The 20837-nt window shown below is 52.2% G+C and carries 27 protein-coding genes and 2 tRNA genes; 23 read left to right on the forward strand and 6 right to left on the reverse strand.

The features are described from left to right. Positions 1–4: 4 nt before the first annotated feature. Positions 5–1234, reverse strand: a complete 1230-nt coding sequence (locus tag ACP5VX_RS00605) for a redox-regulated ATPase YchF (RefSeq protein ID WP_428723955.1) — start codon at positions 1232–1234, stop codon at positions 5–7. 131 nt (positions 1235–1365) lie between these two features. Between ACP5VX_RS00605 and ACP5VX_RS00610 the strand changes: the two genes are divergently transcribed. From ACP5VX_RS00610 to ACP5VX_RS00685, 16 genes are all read left to right on the forward strand, one after another. Continuing rightward, a complete protein-coding gene (locus ACP5VX_RS00610; protein WP_428723956.1) occupies positions 1366–2022 on the forward strand; it encodes a 50S ribosomal protein L15e in 657 nt (218 codons plus the stop codon). Then, entirely contained in the window at positions 1995–2456 is a 462-nt protein-coding gene (locus tag ACP5VX_RS00615; protein WP_428723957.1) for an RNA-binding domain-containing protein, read from the forward strand. The genes ACP5VX_RS00610 and ACP5VX_RS00615 overlap by 28 nt, the downstream gene beginning before the upstream one ends. A 45-nt stretch (positions 2457–2501) precedes the next feature. After that, complete coding sequence (locus tag ACP5VX_RS00620) at positions 2502–3083, forward strand: RNase P subunit p30 family protein (protein WP_428723958.1); 582 nt, start codon at positions 2502–2504, stop codon at positions 3081–3083. A 1-nt stretch (position 3084) separates the two neighbouring features. Beyond that, a complete protein-coding gene (locus ACP5VX_RS00625; protein WP_428723959.1) occupies positions 3085–3525 on the forward strand; it encodes an Rpp14/Pop5 family protein in 441 nt (146 codons plus the stop codon). Between the two features lie 140 nt (positions 3526–3665). Beyond that, positions 3666–3750, forward strand: a tRNA-Leu gene (locus ACP5VX_RS00630). Between the two features lie 79 nt (positions 3751–3829). Further along, positions 3830–4573: an archaeal proteasome endopeptidase complex subunit alpha gene (gene psmA, locus ACP5VX_RS00635; protein ID WP_428723960.1), complete on the forward strand. Its 744-nt coding sequence runs from the start codon at positions 3830–3832 to the stop codon at positions 4571–4573. A 98-nt stretch (positions 4574–4671) separates the two neighbouring features. Continuing rightward, the gene (locus ACP5VX_RS00640; protein ID WP_428723961.1) at positions 4672–5367 is read left to right on the forward strand and encodes a ribosome assembly factor SBDS; all 696 of its coding nucleotides are present in this window, start codon (positions 4672–4674) and stop codon (positions 5365–5367) included. Beyond that, positions 5364–6089: an exosome complex RNA-binding protein Rrp4 gene (gene rrp4 / locus ACP5VX_RS00645; RefSeq protein WP_428723962.1), complete on the forward strand. Its 726-nt coding sequence runs from the start codon at positions 5364–5366 to the stop codon at positions 6087–6089. Before ACP5VX_RS00640 ends, rrp4 begins: the two co-directional genes overlap by 4 nt. A 1-nt stretch (position 6090) precedes the next feature. Further along, positions 6091–6819: an exosome complex exonuclease Rrp41 gene (rrp41, locus tag ACP5VX_RS00650; protein WP_428723963.1), complete on the forward strand. Its 729-nt coding sequence runs from the start codon at positions 6091–6093 to the stop codon at positions 6817–6819. A 40-nt stretch (positions 6820–6859) separates the two neighbouring features. After that, entirely contained in the window at positions 6860–7678 is an 819-nt protein-coding gene (gene rrp42 / locus ACP5VX_RS00655; protein WP_428723964.1) for an exosome complex protein Rrp42, read from the forward strand. Between the two features lie 14 nt (positions 7679–7692). Beyond that, positions 7693–7953 carry a 50S ribosomal protein L37ae gene (locus tag ACP5VX_RS00660; RefSeq protein ID WP_428723965.1) on the forward strand — a complete coding sequence of 87 codons (261 nt, stop codon included), beginning with the start codon at positions 7693–7695 and terminating at the stop codon, positions 7951–7953. Positions 7954–7959: 6 nt separating this feature from the next. Then, complete coding sequence (locus ACP5VX_RS00665; protein WP_428723966.1) at positions 7960–8508, forward strand: Brix domain-containing protein; 549 nt, start codon at positions 7960–7962, stop codon at positions 8506–8508. Further along, positions 8492–8737 (forward strand): KEOPS complex subunit Pcc1, encoded by a 246-nt coding sequence (locus tag ACP5VX_RS00670; protein WP_428723967.1) that lies wholly within the window; start codon positions 8492–8494, stop codon positions 8735–8737. The genes ACP5VX_RS00665 and ACP5VX_RS00670 overlap by 17 nt, the downstream gene beginning before the upstream one ends. Then, positions 8734–9108, forward strand: a complete 375-nt coding sequence (locus ACP5VX_RS00675; RefSeq protein ID WP_428723968.1) for a prefoldin subunit beta — start codon at positions 8734–8736, stop codon at positions 9106–9108. Before ACP5VX_RS00670 ends, ACP5VX_RS00675 begins: the two co-directional genes overlap by 4 nt. A gap of 40 nt (positions 9109–9148) precedes the next feature. Beyond that, positions 9149–9406, forward strand: a complete 258-nt coding sequence (locus ACP5VX_RS00680) for a hypothetical protein (RefSeq protein WP_428723969.1) — start codon at positions 9149–9151, stop codon at positions 9404–9406. 69 nt (positions 9407–9475) lie between these two features. Further along, positions 9476–11686 carry an elongation factor EF-2 gene (locus ACP5VX_RS00685; RefSeq protein WP_428724023.1) on the forward strand — a complete coding sequence of 737 codons (2211 nt, stop codon included), beginning with the start codon at positions 9476–9478 and terminating at the stop codon, positions 11684–11686. 64 nt (positions 11687–11750) lie between these two features. Here the strand turns inward: ACP5VX_RS00685 and ACP5VX_RS00690 are convergent. After that, positions 11751–11848 (reverse strand) — tRNA-Asn (locus tag ACP5VX_RS00690). Between the two features lie 145 nt (positions 11849–11993). On the opposite strand from ACP5VX_RS00690, the gene ACP5VX_RS00695 reads away from it, so the two are divergent. Next, the gene (locus tag ACP5VX_RS00695) at positions 11994–12215 is read left to right on the forward strand and encodes a MarR family transcriptional regulator (protein ID WP_428723970.1); all 222 of its coding nucleotides are present in this window, start codon (positions 11994–11996) and stop codon (positions 12213–12215) included. Here the strand turns inward: ACP5VX_RS00695 and ACP5VX_RS00700 are convergent. Further along, entirely contained in the window at positions 12168–13442 is a 1275-nt protein-coding gene (locus ACP5VX_RS00700; RefSeq protein WP_428723971.1) for an MBL fold metallo-hydrolase, read from the reverse strand. The genes ACP5VX_RS00695 and ACP5VX_RS00700 overlap by 48 nt on opposite strands. 86 nt (positions 13443–13528) lie before the next feature. Here ACP5VX_RS00700 and ACP5VX_RS00705 point away from each other — a divergent pair, with 86 nt between their 5' ends. The 5 genes from ACP5VX_RS00705 (at position 13529) to ACP5VX_RS00725 (ending at position 17738) form a co-directional block, all read left to right on the forward strand. Beyond that, positions 13529–13909 (forward strand): nascent polypeptide-associated complex protein, encoded by a 381-nt coding sequence (locus ACP5VX_RS00705; protein WP_428723972.1) that lies wholly within the window; start codon positions 13529–13531, stop codon positions 13907–13909. Next, positions 13896–16484, forward strand: a complete 2589-nt coding sequence (locus ACP5VX_RS00710) for a DNA-directed DNA polymerase I (RefSeq protein ID WP_428723973.1) — start codon at positions 13896–13898, stop codon at positions 16482–16484. The genes ACP5VX_RS00705 and ACP5VX_RS00710 overlap by 14 nt, the downstream gene beginning before the upstream one ends. Before the next feature lie 69 nt (positions 16485–16553). Beyond that, the gene (locus ACP5VX_RS00715) at positions 16554–16841 is read left to right on the forward strand and encodes a 30S ribosomal protein S26e (RefSeq protein ID WP_014737098.1); all 288 of its coding nucleotides are present in this window, start codon (positions 16554–16556) and stop codon (positions 16839–16841) included. A 62-nt stretch (positions 16842–16903) separates the two neighbouring features. Then, complete coding sequence (locus ACP5VX_RS00720; RefSeq protein ID WP_428723974.1) at positions 16904–17215, forward strand: hypothetical protein; 312 nt, start codon at positions 16904–16906, stop codon at positions 17213–17215. 43 nt (positions 17216–17258) lie between these two features. Beyond that, positions 17259–17738: a protein-lysine N-methyltransferase gene (locus ACP5VX_RS00725; RefSeq protein WP_428723975.1), complete on the forward strand. Its 480-nt coding sequence runs from the start codon at positions 17259–17261 to the stop codon at positions 17736–17738. Here the strand turns inward: ACP5VX_RS00725 and ACP5VX_RS00730 are convergent, their stop codons facing one another. Continuing rightward, positions 17739–18503 (reverse strand): tRNA (adenine-N1)-methyltransferase, encoded by a 765-nt coding sequence (locus ACP5VX_RS00730; RefSeq protein ID WP_428723976.1) that lies wholly within the window; start codon positions 18501–18503, stop codon positions 17739–17741. A 142-nt stretch (positions 18504–18645) separates the two neighbouring features. Here ACP5VX_RS00730 and ACP5VX_RS00735 point away from each other — a divergent pair, with 142 nt between their 5' ends. Then, on the forward strand, positions 18646–19086 hold the full coding sequence (locus ACP5VX_RS00735) for a DNA-binding protein (protein ID WP_428724024.1): 441 nt from the start codon (positions 18646–18648) through the stop codon (positions 19084–19086). A gap of 14 nt (positions 19087–19100) precedes the next feature. Here ACP5VX_RS00735 and ACP5VX_RS00740 read toward each other — a convergent pair whose 3' ends face one another. Next, complete coding sequence (locus ACP5VX_RS00740; protein ID WP_428724025.1) at positions 19101–19280, reverse strand: ribbon-helix-helix domain-containing protein; 180 nt, start codon at positions 19278–19280, stop codon at positions 19101–19103. A 66-nt stretch (positions 19281–19346) separates the two neighbouring features. Further along, the gene (locus tag ACP5VX_RS00745) at positions 19347–20792 is read right to left on the reverse strand and encodes a glycosyltransferase family 39 protein (protein ID WP_428723977.1); all 1446 of its coding nucleotides are present in this window, start codon (positions 20790–20792) and stop codon (positions 19347–19349) included. Between the last annotated feature and the right edge of the window lie 45 nt (positions 20793–20837).

Here is a 20837-nt window from a genome sequence, read left to right on the forward strand (position 1 = left end):
GGCGTTAACGTCTAGACTTGGCCGAGACGACCTTAATGACGTCGCCGTATTTGAGCTGGTAGTCCTCGCCGACCCTCTCCTTAGTACGCGCGTTGATGGCGTACAAGAACCCTTCACCTAGGTCTGTGTGTATCATGTACGCGAGCTCCTTGGCTGTAGTCCCCCATGGCACTAGGTAGACATCGGGTAACACATTCCCGTGGTGGTCTGTGTACTTGTTAACATCCTCGACAGGGTAGACAGGTATTAGGCGTAGTACGTCGAATACGGCCTTGTTCAACAACAGCTGAACCCCGGTGCTACCATAGACTCTTAAGACGCTCTCTTCTATGAACTCCAGCGCTCTCTTGTACTGTCCCGACAGCTTCTTCTCGTCGATAACCCTAAACGAGGAGTCTCCGGGCAGGTACTCTATGGCTCCCTCTGCTGCGAGTTTCCTCAGCAACAACTCTGCGAGGGAGCTTACAGGTACTACGCTCTCCTTGCCAAAGACCTCCACGAGTCTCCTAACATTCTCGCTAGCCTCCGGCACATCTATCTTGTTGGCTGCTATAACTATTGGCTTGCTCAGCCTTCTCACAGCTAGGCTGAAGGACCTGACATCGTCCAGTGACCAGTTCTTCAAGTTCTTGTTTTCCAAACCCACTTCTCTAAGAGCCTCGACGATGTGTTGTTTCCTTATGGATAACCCCGATAGGCTTCTCGCTAGTAGGTCGACCTGGTCCACGGTACTGTGAAGGCTCCGCTGGATTTTGGTCTCCCAGAGCTTCTTGACGACGCCCCAGAACCACTCGTCTATCTCGGCCTGAATTAGCTTGACCTCTTCCACCGGGTCGAACGAACCAGGCCGTACAGGTCTCCCCTCGGGGTCGGTGGATCCGGCCGCGTCGACTACGTGGATCAGAACGTCTGCTTGGCGAAGGTCGTCCATGAACTTGTTGCCAAGCCCTCTACCTTGGCTAGCCCCTGGTATCAGTCCAGCCACGTCCATTATCTTTACCGGCACAAACCTCTCGCCCCTAATACAGGCACCCGTCCTGGGGTTACAAGAAGGTAGGTTTAGTTCTACGTGGGCGCATCTTATCCTGACGTACCCAACTCCTACATTGGGCTCGATGGTGGTGAACGGGTGGTTCGCTATCTTCACTGTAGCGAGCGTCATAGCGGAGAAGAGCGTTGATTTACCGACATTCGTCTTACCCACGATACCGATGAGGCGCTCTGGTGGAGGCATGATACTCCACTACACTACAACATTTAGGGGGTGGCTACGCCCTCTTAAAATGTGTGGCCAGATCCAATCTTATATAAGTTTTTTAAGCTTGTATAACGGTTAGAGTGTAGAGTCAGGTAGCGGTGGGCCGAATGGCCAAGAGCATGTACCACTACATTGCAATGCTGTGGAAGAGGCCCTACGAAGGAGTCATGAAAGACTTGATGAGAGAGCGGCTGATGAAGTGGAGGAGAGAGCCGGCTGTAGTAAGGGTGGAGAAGCCTACTCGTCTTAACAGGGCGAGAGAGCTTGGTTACAAGGCTAAAGTAGGGTTTATTGTGGTAAGGGTCAGAGTGAGGAAGGGGGGACGAAGGAAGCCGAGGCCCTCGAGTGGCCGTAGGCCCAAGCGGATGGGTGTCTATGGTTACGCGCCTGCGAAGAGCCTGAGACTGATAGCAGAAGAGAGAGCCGCGAGGAAGTACCCGGGCTTGGAGGTGCTGAACAGCTACTACGTCGGCGAGGACGGCAGATACAAGTGGTACGAGGTCATACTCGTCGACCCCCACCACCCGTCTATCTGCAAAGACCCGGAGATTAACTGGATCTGCGAACCGCAGAACAGAGGGAGGGTTTTCAGGGGTCTGACCAGTGCCGGCAAGAAAATGAGGGGGCTGAGGAAGAGTCGGGGGCTGAAAGGCACTCACAAGCATAAGTGGAAGAAGAAGGCCAAAGAGAGGAGGCTGAAGAAGAGGCACGAGGCTAGCAGGGGAGCAAGAGAGCCTTGGAGCGAGGCAGAAAAGAAGAAGTAAGACTCGGCGTAAGAGAAGTAGAGGTATCTACACACTGCCACGCGACAGAGGATTGTTCGAAAGTCCTGGTGGCTCTCCACAACGTTATACCTGCCGAGCTTAGAGACCGCGTGAGAGTTGAAGAAGAAGACCTGGAGGGCTTCTATGGGAATAGGATAAAGGTCATGAAGATTAGAGTCGGAGAGAGAGGCGTGCTCGAGAACATACTGAGAAACCTGAGCAAGAGCGATAGGTCTCTGCTAAACGCCTCGCTAGACCTGAGGTTCGATGGGAGAACAGGGAGGTTTTTCGTGAGACTAGACAAGCAAAGTCTCTACCAGGGCAAATTTGTCTTGAACGACGCCGACGACGTTGTCAAGGTGGTCGTCCACTTCAAGGGCTTAAAGAACGTGAACGAGTTAAGGTCGTTTCTCGACTCGATCTCCGGGGAGTAAGGTAGGAGGCTCTGCGAACAGAGGGGTGGTTCTACGCTAATCGACTTGTGGCTGAAAGACTACAAGCTAGTAGACGAGGCTAGGAGGCTTGGGTACAAGGTTGTCTCGGTCGAGGGGATAGACTCGGGCGAGGCGTCGTTGCCCCCCAACGTTTTCTCGAAGGTCGTCGTAGTCTCGGACAATATAAGCCATCTTAAGAGCGCTCTCGCCGGCCTCAAGAGACCTAAAACCGTTGTGAGCGTTGTACCACTAAATGTCGAAGTAGCGAGGTGGGTAGCCCACGATAAGCGCGTCGACAGCATTGTCATGACTTCGAGGAACCAAGCGGTGTTTGACAAGAAGCAGGCGTCGGTTATGAAGTACTACAATAAGCCCCTCGAGGTGCCCTTTACGGAGATAAGGGGGGCAAACGAGAGTAGCCTCGCTGGATTCGTTAAAAGACTCAAGTTGATGATCTCCAGGAAGGTGCCGATCATAATATCGAGCGGTGCTAGCGACATTCTCGAGTACCACCACCCCTTAGTGGTCTTGTCGTTTATTGTGAAACTACTAGACGTAGACTACGAGGCGGCCAAGGCGATGCTCTCTACGAATCCTTACAAAGTACTCACGAGGACGGCGATTTGACGTGGACATCTACCAGTTGTTATCGGTCCTCTCCATAATACTGTCGGGAATTTCTCTTGTCACCGTTCTCGTACTTCTCCTGGACTCGACGGTGGTTTGTAAGGCGCTTACGTGGTTTATGCGGGCCAGGAAGGTTGGAAGGTACAGGAAGAGGTACCTCGCCATAATGTACTACCCTCCAGGCCGCTTCAAGGAAACGGGGGAGCTGGAGAAGGCTTTGAGAACGGTCGTGATGAGGTCTTTCGGAGTTGTCTACTTAGCCGGTATAGACCCCAAGGTTGTATACTTCGACCCGGGCGGGTCTAAGGCTATAGTGAAGTTCAACGGCAGGTTTAAGGTCGAGTTTCTCGCTTCTCTAGTGGCTTCTAGCGAGCTGGGCTTCAAAGTTATACCTGTCGGTATATCGGGCACTTTTAAGTCTGCGAAGAAGAAACTCAGTTGAGTGCCTAGTTTAATAACTCTGGACTACTATAGTCTTCACAAGATGATGAAGCCGCTCCAACACGACGGGTGAAGAACTCGCGACGAACTGAGTTCTCGTCTCAAGCTTAAAACCCAGGTTAAGTAAAATACTTGTTGAGAGCGGGGGTGCCCGAGCCAGGCCAAAGGGGGCGGACTTAAGATCCGCTGGTGTAGACCTGCGTGGGTTCAAATCCCACCCCCCGCACTAATCGTGCCGATATCGTCTTGAGACCCAATTCTTATAAAACCCTTGATTCATTGAGTACAAATCAGCGGTGGTTTAGATGAGCTTCGGGATATCGGCGGCAGCCTACGACAGGGCGATCACAATATTCTCGCCGGACGGGCGTATATACCAGGTCGAGTACGCTTTCGAGTCTGTGAGAAGGGGCTGGACTACAGTCGGGCTGAAGAGCAGGACGGCGGCAATGGTTGTTGTGGAGAAGAAGAAAATAGCGCCCTTGGTTGACGAGAATTTGATACAGAAGATATTCAAAATAGACGACCACGTTGGCTCGAGTTTTGCCGGCATCGCGAGCGACGGGCGCGTCTTGATCGAGTACGCTAGGCAAGTCGCCTTGTTACACAGGCTGTATTACGATGAGCCGGCCCCCGTGGAGTACCTCGCGAAGAGGGTGTGCGACGTGAAGCAGGCTTACACGCAGCATGCGGGTGTTAGACCTTTCGGTGTAGCGGTGATATTCGCAGGCGTGGACGAGCAGGGGACGCAACTCTTCATGACAGAGCCTAGTGGGAGATACCTCAGCTACTACGCCGTGGCCATCGGCGAGAAAGCCAACGCGGTATCGGAGTTCATGGAGAAGAACTACAAGTACGACATGAGCGTAGAGGAGACGATCAAGCTCGGAATACAGGCTATTGCCTCGGTGCTCGATGTAAAGCCCTCTAGCGAGTTCATCGAGGCCGGCTACGTTGACGTCGACTCCAGGAAATTCAAGATAATGAGCAGACAGGAGATAGACGACGTGCTAAGGCAGCTGGCAAAGGAAGGAAAATTGAAAATGTGAAAAGCCACCTTTTCTTCAGTAGCTAGAATGTAATACAGGAAGTTATTTTACCCTGTTAGTCAAAGAATCTGTAGTTTAGTGTAGAAGAGTGATGTGTTTTGACAGACAAATACGTGATAGCGAGACTCGAGGAGAAGGGGCACAGATTTGAAGTGTTGGTTAACCCGGATTTAGCTCTGAAAGTAAAGGAGGGAAAATCTGTTAGTGTAGACGATCTTCTCGTAGGCGATTTCATTTACAAGGATGCGAGGAAGGGGTTGAAGGCGTCGCCCGAGAGCCTTAGGGAGGTTTTTAAGACGGATGACGTCAGACAAATAGCCCTTGAGATCGTACGGAGAGGAGAGATTCAGCTGACGGCCGAGCAGAGACGAAAATTTGTCGAGGAGAAAAAGAAGCAGGTCATAACACTCATAGCAAAAAACGCCGTGGACCCGAAGACCAAACTACCGATACCCCAGAAGAGGATCGAGCTGGCAATTGAGCAGGCAAAGGTTTCAATAGACCCGTTCAAGCCTGCCGAGGCCCAGATGGAGGAGATCATTTCGAAGATTGCGCGGGTGATACCAATAAAGATCGCCAAGGCGTACATTAGTGTGAGGATCCCACCTGAGTACGCTGGGAGGGTCCATAAGTCGATTGCGCAGTTAGGCGAGGTAAAGAAGTCGACTTGGATGAACGACGGTAGTTTATTAATGGAGATAGAGATACCAGCTGGCATGCAACAGGAGTTCATAGACAAGGTAAACAGCTTAACGAAGGGTACAGCACAGGTCAAAATTATCAGCGTGGGTTGAGAGACTTGAAGCTCAAGGTCTACGTGGCGGACAGGCAGATTGTCAGGCCGGGCGATACTCTAGCCGAGATAGAGGAGGACGGGAACCAAGGCTTTAAGAGGCTACCGGAGAAGCACGTATACCTGGTAAACAACAAGATTTACTCTGACGTCTACGGGGTTGCCTCGGTCTCCGAGAACGACATCGCTGTTATACCATTCAACACCGTGTACTACCCTAGAAGAGACGATGTCGTGATTGGCGTTATCGAGGATATCGGGATAACAGCCTGGGAAGTCAACATCAGGAGCCCGTATAAAGCCTACTTGAACGCGAGCGACGCGATAGAGAACTTCAACCCCCTATATCACGACTTGAAGTCCTACCTAGACGTAGGTGACATGATACTCGCCAAGATCGTAGCTTTTGACAGGACAAGAGACCCCCTTCTCACGATAAGAGGTAAAGGTCTTGGCAAGATCATCGAGGGCATCATAATAGAGGTTAAACCGAGTAGGATCCCACGGATAATAGGCAAGAAGGGCAGCATGTTCAACCTGTTGACAACGAAAACGGGTTGCGACATAACAGTTGCCCAGAACGGCTTTATCTGGGCGAAGTGCCCGGACGAGTACAGAGGGGAGGTTTTAACCCAGGCTATTAAGATAATAGAGGAAAAGCCGCATGCGAGGGGCTTAACGGAGGAGGTAAAGCAGTTCCTAGAACAAAAACTGGGTGGTTAATGTGTCGGAGTCTAAGCCCAAGCTGATTCGCGAGGACGGATTAAGGGTTGACGGTAGGAGACCAGACGAACTAAGGCCGATAAGAATGGAGATAGGTGTACTGAAGAACGCGAACGGCTCCGCCCTAGTTGAGTACGGTGGAACAAAAGTTCTAGCAGCCGTGTACGGACCCAGGGAGGTAGTACCCAAGGCCGTGCAGCTCCCAGACAGAGCTGTATTAAGGGTGAGGTACCATATGGCACCATTCTCGACCACAGAGCACAAATCGCCAGCTCCTACGAGGAGGGAGATAGAGCTGTCCAAAGTCATAAGAGAGGCTCTAGAGTCGGTTGTCTTCGTAGAACAGTTCCCCAGAGCCAGCATAGATGTGTTCATCGAGGTGATCCAGGCCGACGGCGGTACCAGGACGGCCGGGTTGACAGCGGCGTCGCTGGCGCTAGCCGACGCGGGCATTCCTATGAAAGACTTAGTGGCCGGAGTCGCAGTGGGCAAAGTCGAGGGAGTCCTGGTACTAGACATAAACGAGCTCGAGGACGAGTACGGCGAGGCAGACCTGCCTGTAGGGTATGCCGCGGGTATCGGCGAGATAGTCTTGCTTCAGCTGAACGGTGTATTAACAGTAGAAGAGTTCAAGAAAGCTGTCGAACTCGCGAAGAGAGGGGCCGAGAAAGTGTACGCCTTGATGAAGGAGACGTTGCATAAGAAGTACCTGTCTGTACTAGAGTCGTGAGGTGGCCTCTATGTCGATAACTCCTCAAAGAGAGCCTATTATGCCCAAGATAAGGGCGGAGACGATAGTAAGGATGCTGAAGAAGGGTGAGCGTGTAGACAACAGGGGTCTTCACGACTACAGGAACATCTCGGTGAGCGTTGGCATAATAAACAAGGCGGAAGGAAGCGCCCTAGTGAAGCTGGGTGGTACGCAGGTAATAGCAGGTGTGAAAGCGGAGCTGGGCACGCCTTTCGAGGATAGGCCGAATGAGGGGGTTTTGCAAGTTCACGCCGAGTTCGTCCCACTAGCCTCCCCCTCCTTCGAGCCTGGACCTCCTAACGAGGACGCGATAGAGGTCGCGAGGGTAATAGACAGGAGTCTCAGAGAGCCCAAAGTAGTAGACCTCTCTAAGCTGGTGATCCAGCCAGGTAGACTGGCGTGGGTGATATACGACGACATCTACGTGATAGACCACGACGGGAACATACTAGACGCCGGCATGATAGCGTCCATGATAGCCCTCGCCACATCGAAGTTGCCTAGACTTGAGACCACAGCGGAGGGCTTCAAAGTCGTCTATGGAACCAAGGAAACCCCCCTGCCAATAAACACACTCGTGACCACGGTAACCATGGGCGTGCTAGGTGATATTCTAGTCGTAGACCCGACGCTCGAGGAGGAGAGTGTGATAGACACGTTCTTGTCGATCTCGGTGGACGAGAAAGGACGTATAGTGGGCCTACAGAAGAGAGGGCCGAGAAGTATTACGCCCAAGACGTTGGACTCTGCTGTCGAAATAGCTTTAAAGGCTGGCGAACAAGTCTTAAGCTTTATAAGGAGGGTTATAAGCAATCCACAAGAGTACACGAAGTGGTAGACCAGGTGTTGCTTATGGGAAGGACGAAGGTCGTTGGTCCCGCCGGTAGGTACGGGGCTAGGTATGGCGCTACTCTGAGGAAGAAGGTTAGGGATATATTACTCAAGAGGTATTCTCCCCAGCAGTGCCCCTTCTGTGGCTACACAGGTCGCGTAGTGAGGGTGTCGGTCGGTCTCTGGACTTGTAAAAAGTGCGGAGCCGTTTGGGCCGGCGGCGCGTACTACCACAGGACAGAGATCAGCAAGTACTTCCCCAAGGTTGTTGTAAGGGAGTAGAAGGAGTTGTTTTTAGTTACCACGTCGCATCGCCCGAGCCAGAGACTCAGGTCTTTCGTAAAAGACCTTACCCTCATCTTACCTGGATCTGTCAGAGTTACTAGAGGTAAAAGGAGGCTTGTAGACCTAGCCTACCTCGCGTTGCTGTTGAAAAAGAAGTATCTAGTTGTAGCCACGAATAAGAAGGGAAACCCGGCGGTTATTCACGTCTACGTAGTCCACTACGATGCCGAGGGTAAAGTCACGGCGTCGAAGTACTTCGACATGCTCCTAGGTGGCGTAAGGCTTTCCAGAGAGGGAGGAGCTAAGTTAACGGCCCCCATAACATCATACAGTAGTGTCGACGAGTCGGGTTGCTCTAGTAATAAGTGCCTAGAACTGGCAGGGTTATTGATGAGCCTGCTCAAGGACTTCATCAACAAGTCGTCGGCCTTCAAGATATCCCTACAAGACGAAGGGGGTAATGTAACGGTTAAAATACTTTCTCGCAATGGATATGTAGTCGGCCCCTTGTTAAAGGTGAGAGGCTTCAAGACTTATGGAGAACAAGGTTGAGCTCGAGGTAAGAGGCGTTGACGAGAATATCGCTAGGTCCATCGTGGAGTCTCTGCGACCGGAGATAGAGAGCCTCCCTGAGACCTGCCGGGGTGAGGTAGAGTTAAAGGAGTCTACGCTCAGGGTTGTTGTATTGTGTTCCAGAATAGGTCTTTTAAGAGCGGTTGTTAATAGTATAATAAGTACCATATCAATGCTCATGGAGTTAAAGACGGTGATCGAGAGGTGAGCGAGCAGAGATTGCCACCCGAGGTTCAGCAGTTGATAGCACAGTACCAAGCTATGAGGGAGAGCTACGTCAAGGTCGACTCGGAGCTAAAGCTCGTAGAAGCCGAGATATCGGAGATAGACAACGTGCTAGAGAACCTGCAGTACCTACAGGACTCTACGGAGGTCTACAAGCTTATAGGTCAAGTCTTGGTGAAGAAGAGCAAGGACGAAGTAGTCAAAGAACTCCAAGAGAGGAAGGAGCTACTCAGTTTGAAGAAGGAAAAGTATAGGAAGCAGCTCGAGGTACTCTCGAGACAGCTAGCAGACCTCGAGAGCAAGATCAGAGAGGTACTATCAAAGTATGGACTCACAGCCCAGAAACAGACCTAAGCTCGTGGGCTTAAAACTAGACAATATAAAAGACGACGACTTGGAGGAAATCGCTCTGAGAGTCGAGGAGGCTATCAGGGGTTTCATCGACGAGAAGGCGCGAGGTCTAGTCGAAGCTGACATAATAGTCCGGTTAGAGAAGACCACGGAGAGCGTCAACGTAGTGATCGACGTGAGGCTAAGAGGGGGAGCGCCTGTTGGGGCGCTCGACATTGACACGCTACTAAGGGACTCGGTTAACGTCGGTAGGAGGGAGTTCGAGGGGCTCATAAGCAGGTACGCGAAAGGGAGTACTTGACATCCGATTTTTAACCCCCGTATACATGAGGTCTTTTAGTACGGTTACGTGGGCGAGGCTGGTTTACGCATGGTCAAGTATAAGCAGACTAGTGAAGTCTTGAAGATAATGAAGAACCTCGAGCAGGTAAGGAATATAGGCATAACAGCGCACGTCGACCACGGGAAGACGACGCTGTCTGACTCACTGTTAGCGATGGCGGGTCTGCTCTCTGAGAAGATCGCGGGGCAGGCATTAGCGCTGGACTACTTAGATATCGAGCAGAAGAGGCAGATGACCGTCAAGGCGGCGAACGTTAGCTTGTACCACGAGTACAAGGGCAAGCCCTACGTTATTAACTTGATCGACACTCCGGGACACGTCGACTTTCAGTCGAAGACTATAAGGGCGCTGAGGGTGATCGACGGCGCTATTGTCGTGGTCGATGCCGTTGAGGGGGTAATGACGCAGACCGAGATGTACCTTAGAGTAGCCCTGGAGGAGATGGTGAGACCAGTACTGTTCATAAACAAGATCGACAGGTTGATTAAGGAGCTTAAATTGTCCCCGGCAGAGATACAGCAGAGACTTGTCCAGATAATCAAGGACATCAACTCGCTGATAGCCACTTATGCCGACAAGGAGTTCCGGACAGCGTGGCAGCTCGACCCGGCTAAAGGCCAGGTAGTGTTCGGCAGTGCTAGGGATAGATGGGGCTTTTCAGTACCCATGGCTCAGCAAAAGGGCATAAAGTTTAGCGATGTAATTGATGTCTACCAGAGGGGTAAGGACGCCCTCCCCGAGCTACAGAAAGTAGCCCCGCTACACGAGGCTATCCTCGACATGGTAGTTAAGTACGTCCCCAACCCCAGGGAGGCGCAGGCCTACAGGATAAAGAAGATATGGCACGGCGACTTGAATAGCGATGTGGCAAAAGCAATGCTAGAGGCGGACCCCAACGGACCTTTGGTGATGCTGGTTAACGACGTTAGGGTGGACCCGCACGCCGGCCTGGTGGCTACCGGGAGAGTATACTCAGGGACTGTTAGAGCCGGCGAGGAGGTCTGGCTAGTGAACGCGAGGTTAAAGCAAAGAGTTTTGCAGGTCGGGCTGTACATGGGCCCATACAGGGAGCTAGCTGACGAGATAAGCGCCGGCAACATAGCCGCCGTGCTGGGACTAGACAAGGCCAGGTCAGGAGAGACCGTGTGCTCCCTCGCGGTCAAAGACTATATGACGCCCTTCGAGAGGCTGAGGATGATCACAGAGTCGGTTGTCACGGTGGCCATCGAGCCGAAAGACCCCTCTCAGCTGACTAAGCTGATCGACGCGATGCACAAGCTGAGCATAGAGGACCCGAGCTTGGTGGTCAAGATAAACGAGGAGACGGGCGAGTTCCTGCTGAGCGGTGTTGGGACTCTCCACATCGAGATCGCTCTTACTCTCCTCAAAGACCTCTACGGACTAGAAGTAGTCGCCACCCCACCAGTAATAGTATACAGGGAGAGTATTAGGGCGAGTAGCCGCGTATTCGAGGGCAAGTCGCCGAACAAGCACAACAAGTTGTACATAAGCGTCTCGCCGCTGGACGAAAACACGATCAGGCTGATACAGGACAGGATTATCACGGAGGACATGGATCCAAGGGACAGGGCTAAGATCCTCAGGGAACAGGCTGGATGGGACGCGGACGAGGCCAGGAGGATATGGGCTATCGACGACAACATAAACGTGTTCGTCGACATGACCACTGGTGTTCAGTACCTTAGGGATGTAAAGGACACCATCATACAGGGCTTCAGGCTAGCCATGAGAGAAGGCCCGCTGGCCATGGAGCCCGTTAGAGGGGTCAAAGTGGTACTACACGACGCAATAATACACGAAGACCCGGCGCACAGAGGCCCGGCACAGTTGTTCCCGGCTGTTAGGAATGCTATATACGCTGGCATGTTGACCTCGAGGCCCACTCTCCTGGAGCCTATCATGAAACTCGACATAAGAACCCCCATGGAGTTCATAGGGAACATATCGACGATAATAACGAAGAAGAGGGGGAAGTTGATAGAAGTCCAGCAACTGGGCAACCTGTCGAGGGTAATAGCCGAGATACCGGTCGCCGAGTCTTTCACAATAGCCGAGGAGCTCAGGAGCGCAACTGCCGGCAAGGCGATCTGGGGGCAGGAGTTCAGTAGGTGGGCCCCGGTACCAGACAGCATGTTAATGGACCTAGTGGCTAAGATCAGGGAGAGGAAAGGGCTCAAACCGGAGCCTCCAAAGCCAGAGGACTTCCTCGGTCCATAAGCGCTTTTTCAAGCTACGGGTTTTCATATACTGTTCTCACTACACCTTTAGAAGTAGAATAAAGCGCCGGGGCGGGGACTCGAACCCCGGACCACCGGGTTTCCACCAGGCTACCTAGCGCGGTTAACAGCCCGGCGCTCTACCAGGCTGAGCTACCCCGGCTCGAGTTCTTATTATATATCATACGACGGGTTTTATACTTCAACAACCGTTGTAGCCGTTAGTTTCAGGGTGGTGGTCGTATTTCAACACCAGCCTTCACAGGGGGTGCTCGGAGATAACGAGCACAGTAAGGGTTAAGGTCGACGTGGTCAAGCTCTACAAGAGCTTTGTCGATTCCGGGGTGTTGTTCGTTAGCGTTGAGGACGTCGCCGAGAGGCTCTACACCACCAAGACGTCGGCTGGGAGGGTACTGTCTAGGTTAGAGAGACTGGGTCTTGCTAGGAGGTGGTCCAAGAACGTATACGTAATCAGAGCCAGGCTAGTCAACAGTGATGGAGTCCCCATTACTAGGGACGTAGATGTTTAGGTCTTTCCCCAGGCTCTCCCTTATGGCGTTAGCCAGCCCTTTGGACGACTCCTCGTCTCCGTGGACTATGACCACGTTGCGTAGCGTGTGCGAGTAGGTCTTGGCTATGTCTACCAGCCCGTCTCTACCGGCGTGGCTAGAGAAGTCGAACCACTCTACGCGTGCTCTAGTGAAGTAGACCCCGATCTCCTCCAACCCCCCTTTCTCGAGGAGCTTATGTCCCGGGCTATTGGGCGACTGGTAGCTAACGAGTAAAACAGCGTTCTTAGGGTCGTCGGCAAGCTTCTTCAAGTACTGAAGACTGGGACCCCCTTTGAGCATTCCAGCTGTAGCTATGATGACCCCCGGGCTCTTCAGGGCTTTCTTCCTATCTCTCACGTTCTTCACGAAGGTAACCCTTTCCAGCGCCCTTAGGTACAGGGACGGGTCTCTTAAGTACTTCCGGTAGTTCAGGTATATGCCGCATATCTCTCTCGCCATCCCGTCTACGTAGATGTCTACATATGGTAGCTCGTTCGCGAGTAGCGTCAAGACCTCCTGGCTTCTACCCACACTGAAAGAAGGTACTAGTACCACGCCGCCGCCGGAGATCACCTCCTCGACTACGCTGACGAACCTTTTTTCGACGCGGTACCGGGGTGGGTGTACCCTATCACCGTACGTGGCCTCTGTAATAAGGGTATCTACTTTAACAGGCCACAACTCAGCCCCGCTGAGCGTCCATGTCTGCACCGTATTGATGTCTCCTGTGTACAGAATCCTGTGCCCGCTCGGGGTCTCGACGTAAATAGCCGCGCTACCTAGTATGTGGCCCGCGTTCATGAAGACCAGCTTGAAACCGCCGGCTTCGACTTCCGCCCCGTAATCGACGAGCTGGGCATTATCGCTCATTTTCACAAACTCGCTGTACTCGTAGTCCACGTTGACCGCGTTCAGCTTCAGGAAGTCTAGTACTAGGAGTCTGGCGATTTCGATCGTGGGCCTCGTCATGTAGATCTTCGGCTTACCAGTTATGTACATCAAGGGGGCTGCGCCGATGTGGTCTAGGTGGGCGTGCGAGATCGCGATCAGGCTCAGGTCAGCAGGCCTCACGTGCAAGGGTACTTGCGGGCGGTCCTTGTCGTCGAAGTTAATACCGTAGTCTAGTAAAGCCTTCTCCCCGTCCTCGACTAGTATGGCGGCCCTACCTACTTCCCTACCTCCACCTAGTATTCTCAGGCTGGGCATTTTGAATCAACAGGATTCTTCGCTTCGGCTTCTACTTTAATAGGTTAACACGACTTATATAATTTAGACTGTCGCGGTGTTTCTCCTTGATACCGGGATTTAGCCCCCGAGAACTGAAGAGAGCACTGAAGAGAATGGGTCTAGATGTTGAAGAGCTGAGCGGCGTCGAAAAAGTGGAGTTCTATTTGAAAGACAGGAAGATCGTTATCGAGAACCCCCAGGTAGTGGTTATAAAGTCTAAAAACCAAACGGTTTTCCAGGTCGTCGGGGAGGCAAAAGAGGAGACGACCGGGAAGGAGCAAAGAGAAGCAGTGGTCGCGGTAAACGAGGAGGACGTCGAGTTTGTAGCTTCACAGGCTGGCGTGTCCAAAGAGGAGGCTAGAAGAGCGCTCATAGAGACCAGGGGCGATATCGCAGAGGCGATCATAAGGCTGAGGGAGAGGAGGGGGTCTAGTGAAGTACAGTAAAATAGGCGATGTCTACACACTAGATTACGACAGGTACGTTTCTACACTGGACTCGCCAGCTTACCTGCTCAATGTCGAGTATAATGGAGAGGCCGGTAAGGCCTGCCTCGTATTTTTGTCTAACGACGGGAGAAGGATAATTAGACTGCTAGACCCCACGGGGCATAAACCATACTTCATCACCGACGAGCCCGCTGACGAGGTCTTGAAGAAGAAGGAGGTCACTGGAGACCCTTCTTTCGAGGCGGTTGAGGAGGTTATCAAGGTAAACCCCTTGACCATGCAGAAGGTAAAGCTGACAAAAATAGTTGTTAAAGACCCGCTCGCCGTAAAGAAGCTCAGGGAGCACTTCGCCTCGGCGTGGGAGGCCAAGATCAAGTACCACAACAACTATATTTACGACAACCTCCTCGTGCCCACCATGAGGATAAAGGTTGAAAATACCAACCATAGACCCGTCTTGTCAATAGTCAAGCCCTCCGTAGATAAGCAAGTCCTGGAACTCGTCACAAAACTGTTCGGTAATGAACACCCCGAGGTCTACGAGACATCGATGAGCTTCCTCGACTACTTCGAAGAAATGCCGCCGAACCCTGTGAAACTAGCAGTCGACATAGAGGTCTACAGCCCGGCAAAGGGTAAAGTCCCCTCGCCTAAGCACGCAGACCTCCCCGTGATATCGATAGCGTTCAGCGCAAGCGACGGGTTTAAGAAAGTCTTGGTCTTAGCTAGGGACGTGAGGTTCGGTGAGCCGACCGATGAGTACCCTTGGGAAGCCGAGGTCGAGGTATTCGACAGCGAGAGGGCGATGATCCTCGAAGCCTACAGAGTCATGTCTAACTACCCTGTGGTCGTGACGTTCAACGGAGACAACTTCGACCTGTACTACTTGTACAACAGGTCGATTAACCTCGGTATAGAGAGAGACAAGATCCCTATCAGGATTGCGAAGATAGAGGAGACGAAAGAAGTCCAGGCCAGGTTAGAGACATCTATACACATCGACTTGTACAAGTTTTTCTCGAACAAGGCCATTAAGAGCTACGCCTTCGGCAACAAGTACCAGGAGGAGAATCTAGAGGCAATATCAACCGCCCTACTTGGAGTATCCAAGGTCGCGTTCGAGGGAAATCTCGGCGAGAAAGACCTCTCCTTGCTGATAGCCTACAACTACCGTGACGCCGAGATCACACTGCAGCTGATCACCTTCAATAACGAGCTGGTTTGGAAGCTGATGGTGTTAATGGCCAGGATATCGAGAACCGGTATCGAGGACATCTGTAGGAGGAAGATCTCAAACTGGATCCAGAACATGGTCTTCTGGGAGTCGAGGAAGAGGAACTACCTGATCGTGAATAAAGAGGATATCCAGAAGTTCGCAAAGAGCACTCACACCAAGGCTATAATAGAGGGCAAGAAGTACGCTGGCGCTCTCGTGATAGAGCCGCCAATAGGCGTCTTCTTCAATGTAGCAGTCCTAGACATTGCCTCCCTGTACCCGAGTATTATAAAGAGGTACAACCTGAGCTTTGAGACCGTTGATGTAGAGTGGTGCTCTAACAAGTACTGGATAGAAGACGAGACTGGGAGGAAAATCCATAGTGTCTGTAGGGACAGACCGGGCCTGATGTCGATTCTCGTGGGTATACTAAGGGACTTTAGGGTTTTTGTGTACAAGAAAAGGGCAAAGGACAAGAGTCTTCCGCCAGAAGTACAGGCGTGGTACGACGTCGTGCAGAAGGCCATAAAAGTGTTTATAAACGCTAGCTACGGCGTGTTCGGTGACGAGGCATTCCCGCTCTACTCCCCGGCCGTAGCCGAGAGTGTTACAGCGATGGGAAGGCGCTCTTTCTTCAGCATCCTTAGCAAGGCGGCGGAGCTAGGGGTCAAGATATTGTACGGGGACACGGACTCGATATTCTTGTGGAACCCGACGCAGGAGCAGTTAGGGAGACTACAGGAGTGGGTTTACAACAACCTCGGGCTGGAGATAGAGCTCGACAAGGTGTTTACTTTCATCGTCTTCACGGGGTTGAAGAAGAACTATCTCGGGCGGTCTAGCGATGGCGGGATCGAGATAAAAGGCCTTATTGCCAAGAAGAAGAACACACCCGACTTCCTCAAGAACTTCTTCGAGGAGATAATCGAGAGGATGAGAGCTGTCTCAAACCCGGCAGACCTCAAGGAGTTCGAGGAGTGGTTGAGGAGCGAGGTAAAGGAGAAGTACGTTAGCTTGAAGAGGAAGGAGATAACCCTCGACCAGCTCACGATCAGGACTGGTTTGACCAAGAGGATCGAGGAGTACACGAAGAACACGCCGCCCCACGTCAAAGCAGCTATACAATTGAAGAACTACGGTATCCACGTTGGCGAGAACGACATAATAGCGTATGTGAAAGTTAAGAGCAAGGACGGCGTGAAGGCGATCCAGTTGGCGAAACTCGCTGATATAGACCCCGACAAGTACATCGAGAACATAAGGAGTAGTCTCGAACAGCTACTGGAGGCGATAGGGCTGGACTGGGACAGCATTATCGGGACGAGGGTAAGCGACCTGTTGACTAGGTCAAGATAGAGCGCACAGGATAGAAAGGTATATAGGCTTTTGATCCAATTAGAGACTCAGCCGATAGGTGATTACCTCATGCCAAAGAAGAGGGAGAGTAGGGGGCGTAGAAAAGGTGATAAAGGCAAAGTAGAGATGATACAGTGCGACAACTGCGGGAGGCTCGTCCCCGCAGACAAGGCTATATGTGTTACGAGAATGTATAGCCCTGTAGCCCCTCAACTAGCCCAAGAACTAGAGAAGAAAGGCGCAATAATAATGAAGTACCCTGTTAGGAAGTGCTACTGCATATCGTGCGCTATACACTACGGTATAATCAAGGTCAGACCAGAAGAAGAGAGGAAGGCTAGAGGGCTGGTTATTTAGAGATAGGGATACAGTTTTAACCTCTTTAAGGCATTTAAACGGCTCTGAGAACAGGTGATCGGATGGCCTCTATAAAGAAGGTAGTACTGGTCACCGCAGAACACCACCCATATCACAAGCTATGGGTTAAGCTGGCGGAGAGGATATCGAAGGACCTCAACGCGCCATTGGATGTCAAAATAGAAGACTACGTGTACATCAACGAGTACGGTGACAAGGACGAATACGGTATGGCGTGGCTACCCCAGATTTTAGCCGAGTACGACGACGGGACAGTAAGAGTCCTCTTGTCCCAACTTCCCTTGAACCAGGCTCTTCAACCAGACGAGGAGAAGGCAATAGAGATTATGAAGAGTAAAGCTTTAGGGTCTTAACGGCAAATATTTTTAGCTTGGATTCGAATGCGAGGCCTTAGACATGTACTATGTGCCGTACGTCCCCACCCCCTACCCTGTCGTCAGAAAGATGCTTAGCCTGGCTAACGTCGGACCTGAGGACGTGGTTTACGACCTAGGATGTGGCGACGGGAGGATTCTCATCGTATCAGTTAAGGAGTTCAACGCCAAAAAAGCCGTCGGCATCGAGAAGGACCCTGAGAGAGTGAAGGAGGCGAAAAACAACGTTCTGAACCACGGATTGGCCGACAGGGTGGTGATTATAAACGACGACTTCTTTAATGTAGACATCAGCGAGGCCACGGTCGTAACGCTCTTCTTGTTGACGTCCGTGAACGAGGCTCTGAGACCCAAGCTCGAAAAAGAGTTGCGGGACGGGGCGAGAGTGGTCAGCCACGAGTTCAGAATACCCGGTTGGAACCCGGTCAAAGTTGTCGACGTTAAAGACGACAACGGGTTGACTCACACGGTTTACTTGTATGTTAAAGGCAAACACGTTTGATCAAGGGAGTATTTTTCTACCAAATACTATGTAACCCGTGTGCCCCGTCATTCTAGGGCTGGGACGTGTACCCTCTTTAGATACGATGTATTCCCTCAGGAGAACCTCGTAGACGTGAATGTCGACGAATAGCCCCTGCATCGAAGCCACGGTCTTCTCGACCTGGTTGACAGTGGGTAGAAAGGCGACGAGTGGGGACCCAGACTTGAGCGAGTCGTACACGGCTTTGACGGCGTTCCAGGGGTCGGGGATGTCTAGGATAGAGGCGTCGAAATCACGCTCGTCCACCCCCTCCCTGATGTCTCTCTTGACAAAGACGACCCTCCTAGCGAGGCCAAGCCTCTCCAGGTTTTCGGCGGCCTTCCTAAGCTTCGCCTCGTCTATGTCTACGGCGTAAACCTTCCCGCTATCCCCTACCAGGTAAGCCAATACTGCTGTCACGTGCCCTGTCCCCACGCCCCCCTCGAGCACTCTAGACCCCTCTGTGACCCCGGCTAAGTATGTGATCAGGCTCACGTCCTTGGGGTATATTACCTGGGTGGCCCTCTTCATTGACGCGAGGAAGTCGACTGGGAGAGGTCTGAGCAGGTGTACTTTTACTCCCTTAGAGGTTGTCACAAACTCGCCTATTTCCCGCCCTATAACTTCCTCGTGTCTGACAAAGCCTTTGTCGGTTCCGAGGATGCCGCCCTCGCGAATCACCTGTACGAATCTTCTCTTGGGGTCTATGTAGAAGAGAACCCGATCACCAGGTCGGATCGGCATTACTCGAAACACCGCTCAGTACTGGTGTCACACATCACCGCTCAGCAATACCAGCTATCCTCATCTCAACTATATTTAAAGTTCTTCGGAGTTTAAATAGTGTAGGCGCTCACCCGCTGGTTAGAGGCAGTACGTGGTCTACATGGAAATGTACTTGATAAGCATACTACCTCTATACACTCACAGGATCTTCACTGGGAAGAAGAAGATCGAGTTGAGGAGGTTCTTTGGATTAAGGCCTTCACCAGGCAGTCTCTTTGTAGTGTACTCTAGCGGGAATGTGAGGGCGATCGTAGGGGAGTTCTACGCTGGAGAGGTGTTTGTGGGGAGCCCGGAGGAGGTGGGCGAGATCGCCTTGAGAGGCGAGACAGGCGTTTCTAAGGGCGACCTCAGGTATATCAAAGGGTCGAGGATGGCGGTCGGGATTGAGATACGTGGGGCTAGGCTTTACAGGAGACCAGTTAAACTAGAAGAGCTCAGGAAGATCTTCCCCGGGTTCCAGCCCCCGCTCAGTTTCAGATTGTTGAGAGAGGACGAGCCCCTTTACGTCTTGTTGATAAAGAAACTACGAGAGCTCTCGTAAACCAGGAAAAACCCCTATCTCATTTCCCGGTCTCTAACCCAGAGCTCCTTTTTCAGCAAGTCTCTAATCGCTACTCTTATGACTTCACTCCTGCTACTGTACCTGCCGATCCTGACCAGTTCGTCAATCCCCTCGACGTAAATCTCGGGCATTTTGACGGTGATCAACCTCATCCTAGCGATGCTATTGGCCATCTTACTCACCAACCTTCTATGGCGTACGGTAAGATTTATAAACCCCAAGCCATTTTTCCCGGGGCGCTACTGAAGGAGCAGTAGTCTTCCAACAGCCCTCTCCGCTTCGGTCAAAAAGTCTCTCCACGATCTGAGGACTTGCAGCACGTTACTACTGTTGAAAGTGGCTACGATGACGATCGCGGACGTGTAGACTACCGGTGCGAACTGGACGGCGTAGAAGCTGTACTGTGTTCTCCCACCGACAGCCCACAAAAGGACATAGCCCGCAAGTAACCCGAGCAACCAACACGACGACTTGGCGAACGCGGTTTTACCTTTCAGGTACCCTGGCAACAGGACTAGTGTACTGACTAGCGCGAACGACCATACAGGCCAGAACCCGACAGCTACCACAGCCGCACCGCCGGGGAAGTAGTAGAGCGTGAAGGGGTTTACACCGGCGAACCAGTCCCACGGAGCAGAGCTGACCGGGCAGCCGTTACCGGAGCACTTCACTTGGGTGTGCCAGGCTATAGCCCCGGTTATTGACTGCTTGAACCAGTTAGTGAACCCTAAGTAGCTGATCAGAGGCAGGCTGGCTAAGATCTGTGTGGCGAGGAACGCCAGCCCGCTGACTATGTAGAACCCTAGCAGGGTAGCAGTGAAGTCTAGCAGGTTAAAGCGCTTCTTCACCCTCTCTCGGGCGTACAGCAAGGACAGAGGTATTAGAGCGAAGAGCGCGTTGAACTTGAATAGAGCCCCAATAACCGCGGCGAGTAGGGCAAGCCCGTACCTTTTACCGAGCGCGAGGTAGAATGACAGAGCTGTGAACAAGGAGACGTACACGTCCAACAGCGCGATTGACGACAGGCTTCTTACAAGCGGGTCTACAGACAGGAGAGCGGCTGCCGCCAAGCCCGCTACAGTGTTTCCCTGTAGGAGCCTCCTTGTCGCGAGGAATGTCAAGAAGATCAACAGAACCCCCGCAACCATGTTACCCAACCTCCAGTACAAGGGGTGGTCCCCAACCAACACCATGGTCAAGCCTATAACGTACTTTCCAAGTGGCGGGTGTTCGAGATTGAGGTACGTGTTGATACCGGAGGCGTCGGGCATCATCCAGCCGGGTATCACGTCCCCCACGCCGACTACTCTCTTAACAGCGTCTAGGAACTCGTTGAGAGCTGTAAGGTTCGTAGAGTGCGCGTAGAACCCGTTCAGCTTGCTGTAGTCAAGCCTGAGGGTTACACCGTACTCCTTCGCCAACGACTCGACGCGCGCCCTGTCTAGTGTGCTGTTGTAGATGATGGTATACCCATAGCCCCCCACTTCTCTTGGGGATAAGTGGAATACCTTTAACATGATGTTCCTAGCGGAGGCGACATACCACACCTCGTCCGAGACGTAGCCTTTCCCGCCGACGGCCAGTTCGTTATCGGTGAAGCGCGCGTCCCAGTAGTAGAACTGGGCTGCGGACAGAGCCAGAATAACAGCCAGTAAGGCAAGCTCGTATAGCCTCAGCCTAGGCAACGCGACACCTTGCGTTATTATAAATCGGGCGGGTATTAATATAGG

This window comes from Thermogladius sp. (assembly GCF_049970955.1).
Taxonomy (GTDB): domain Archaea; phylum Thermoproteota; class Thermoprotei_A; order Sulfolobales; family Desulfurococcaceae; genus Thermogladius.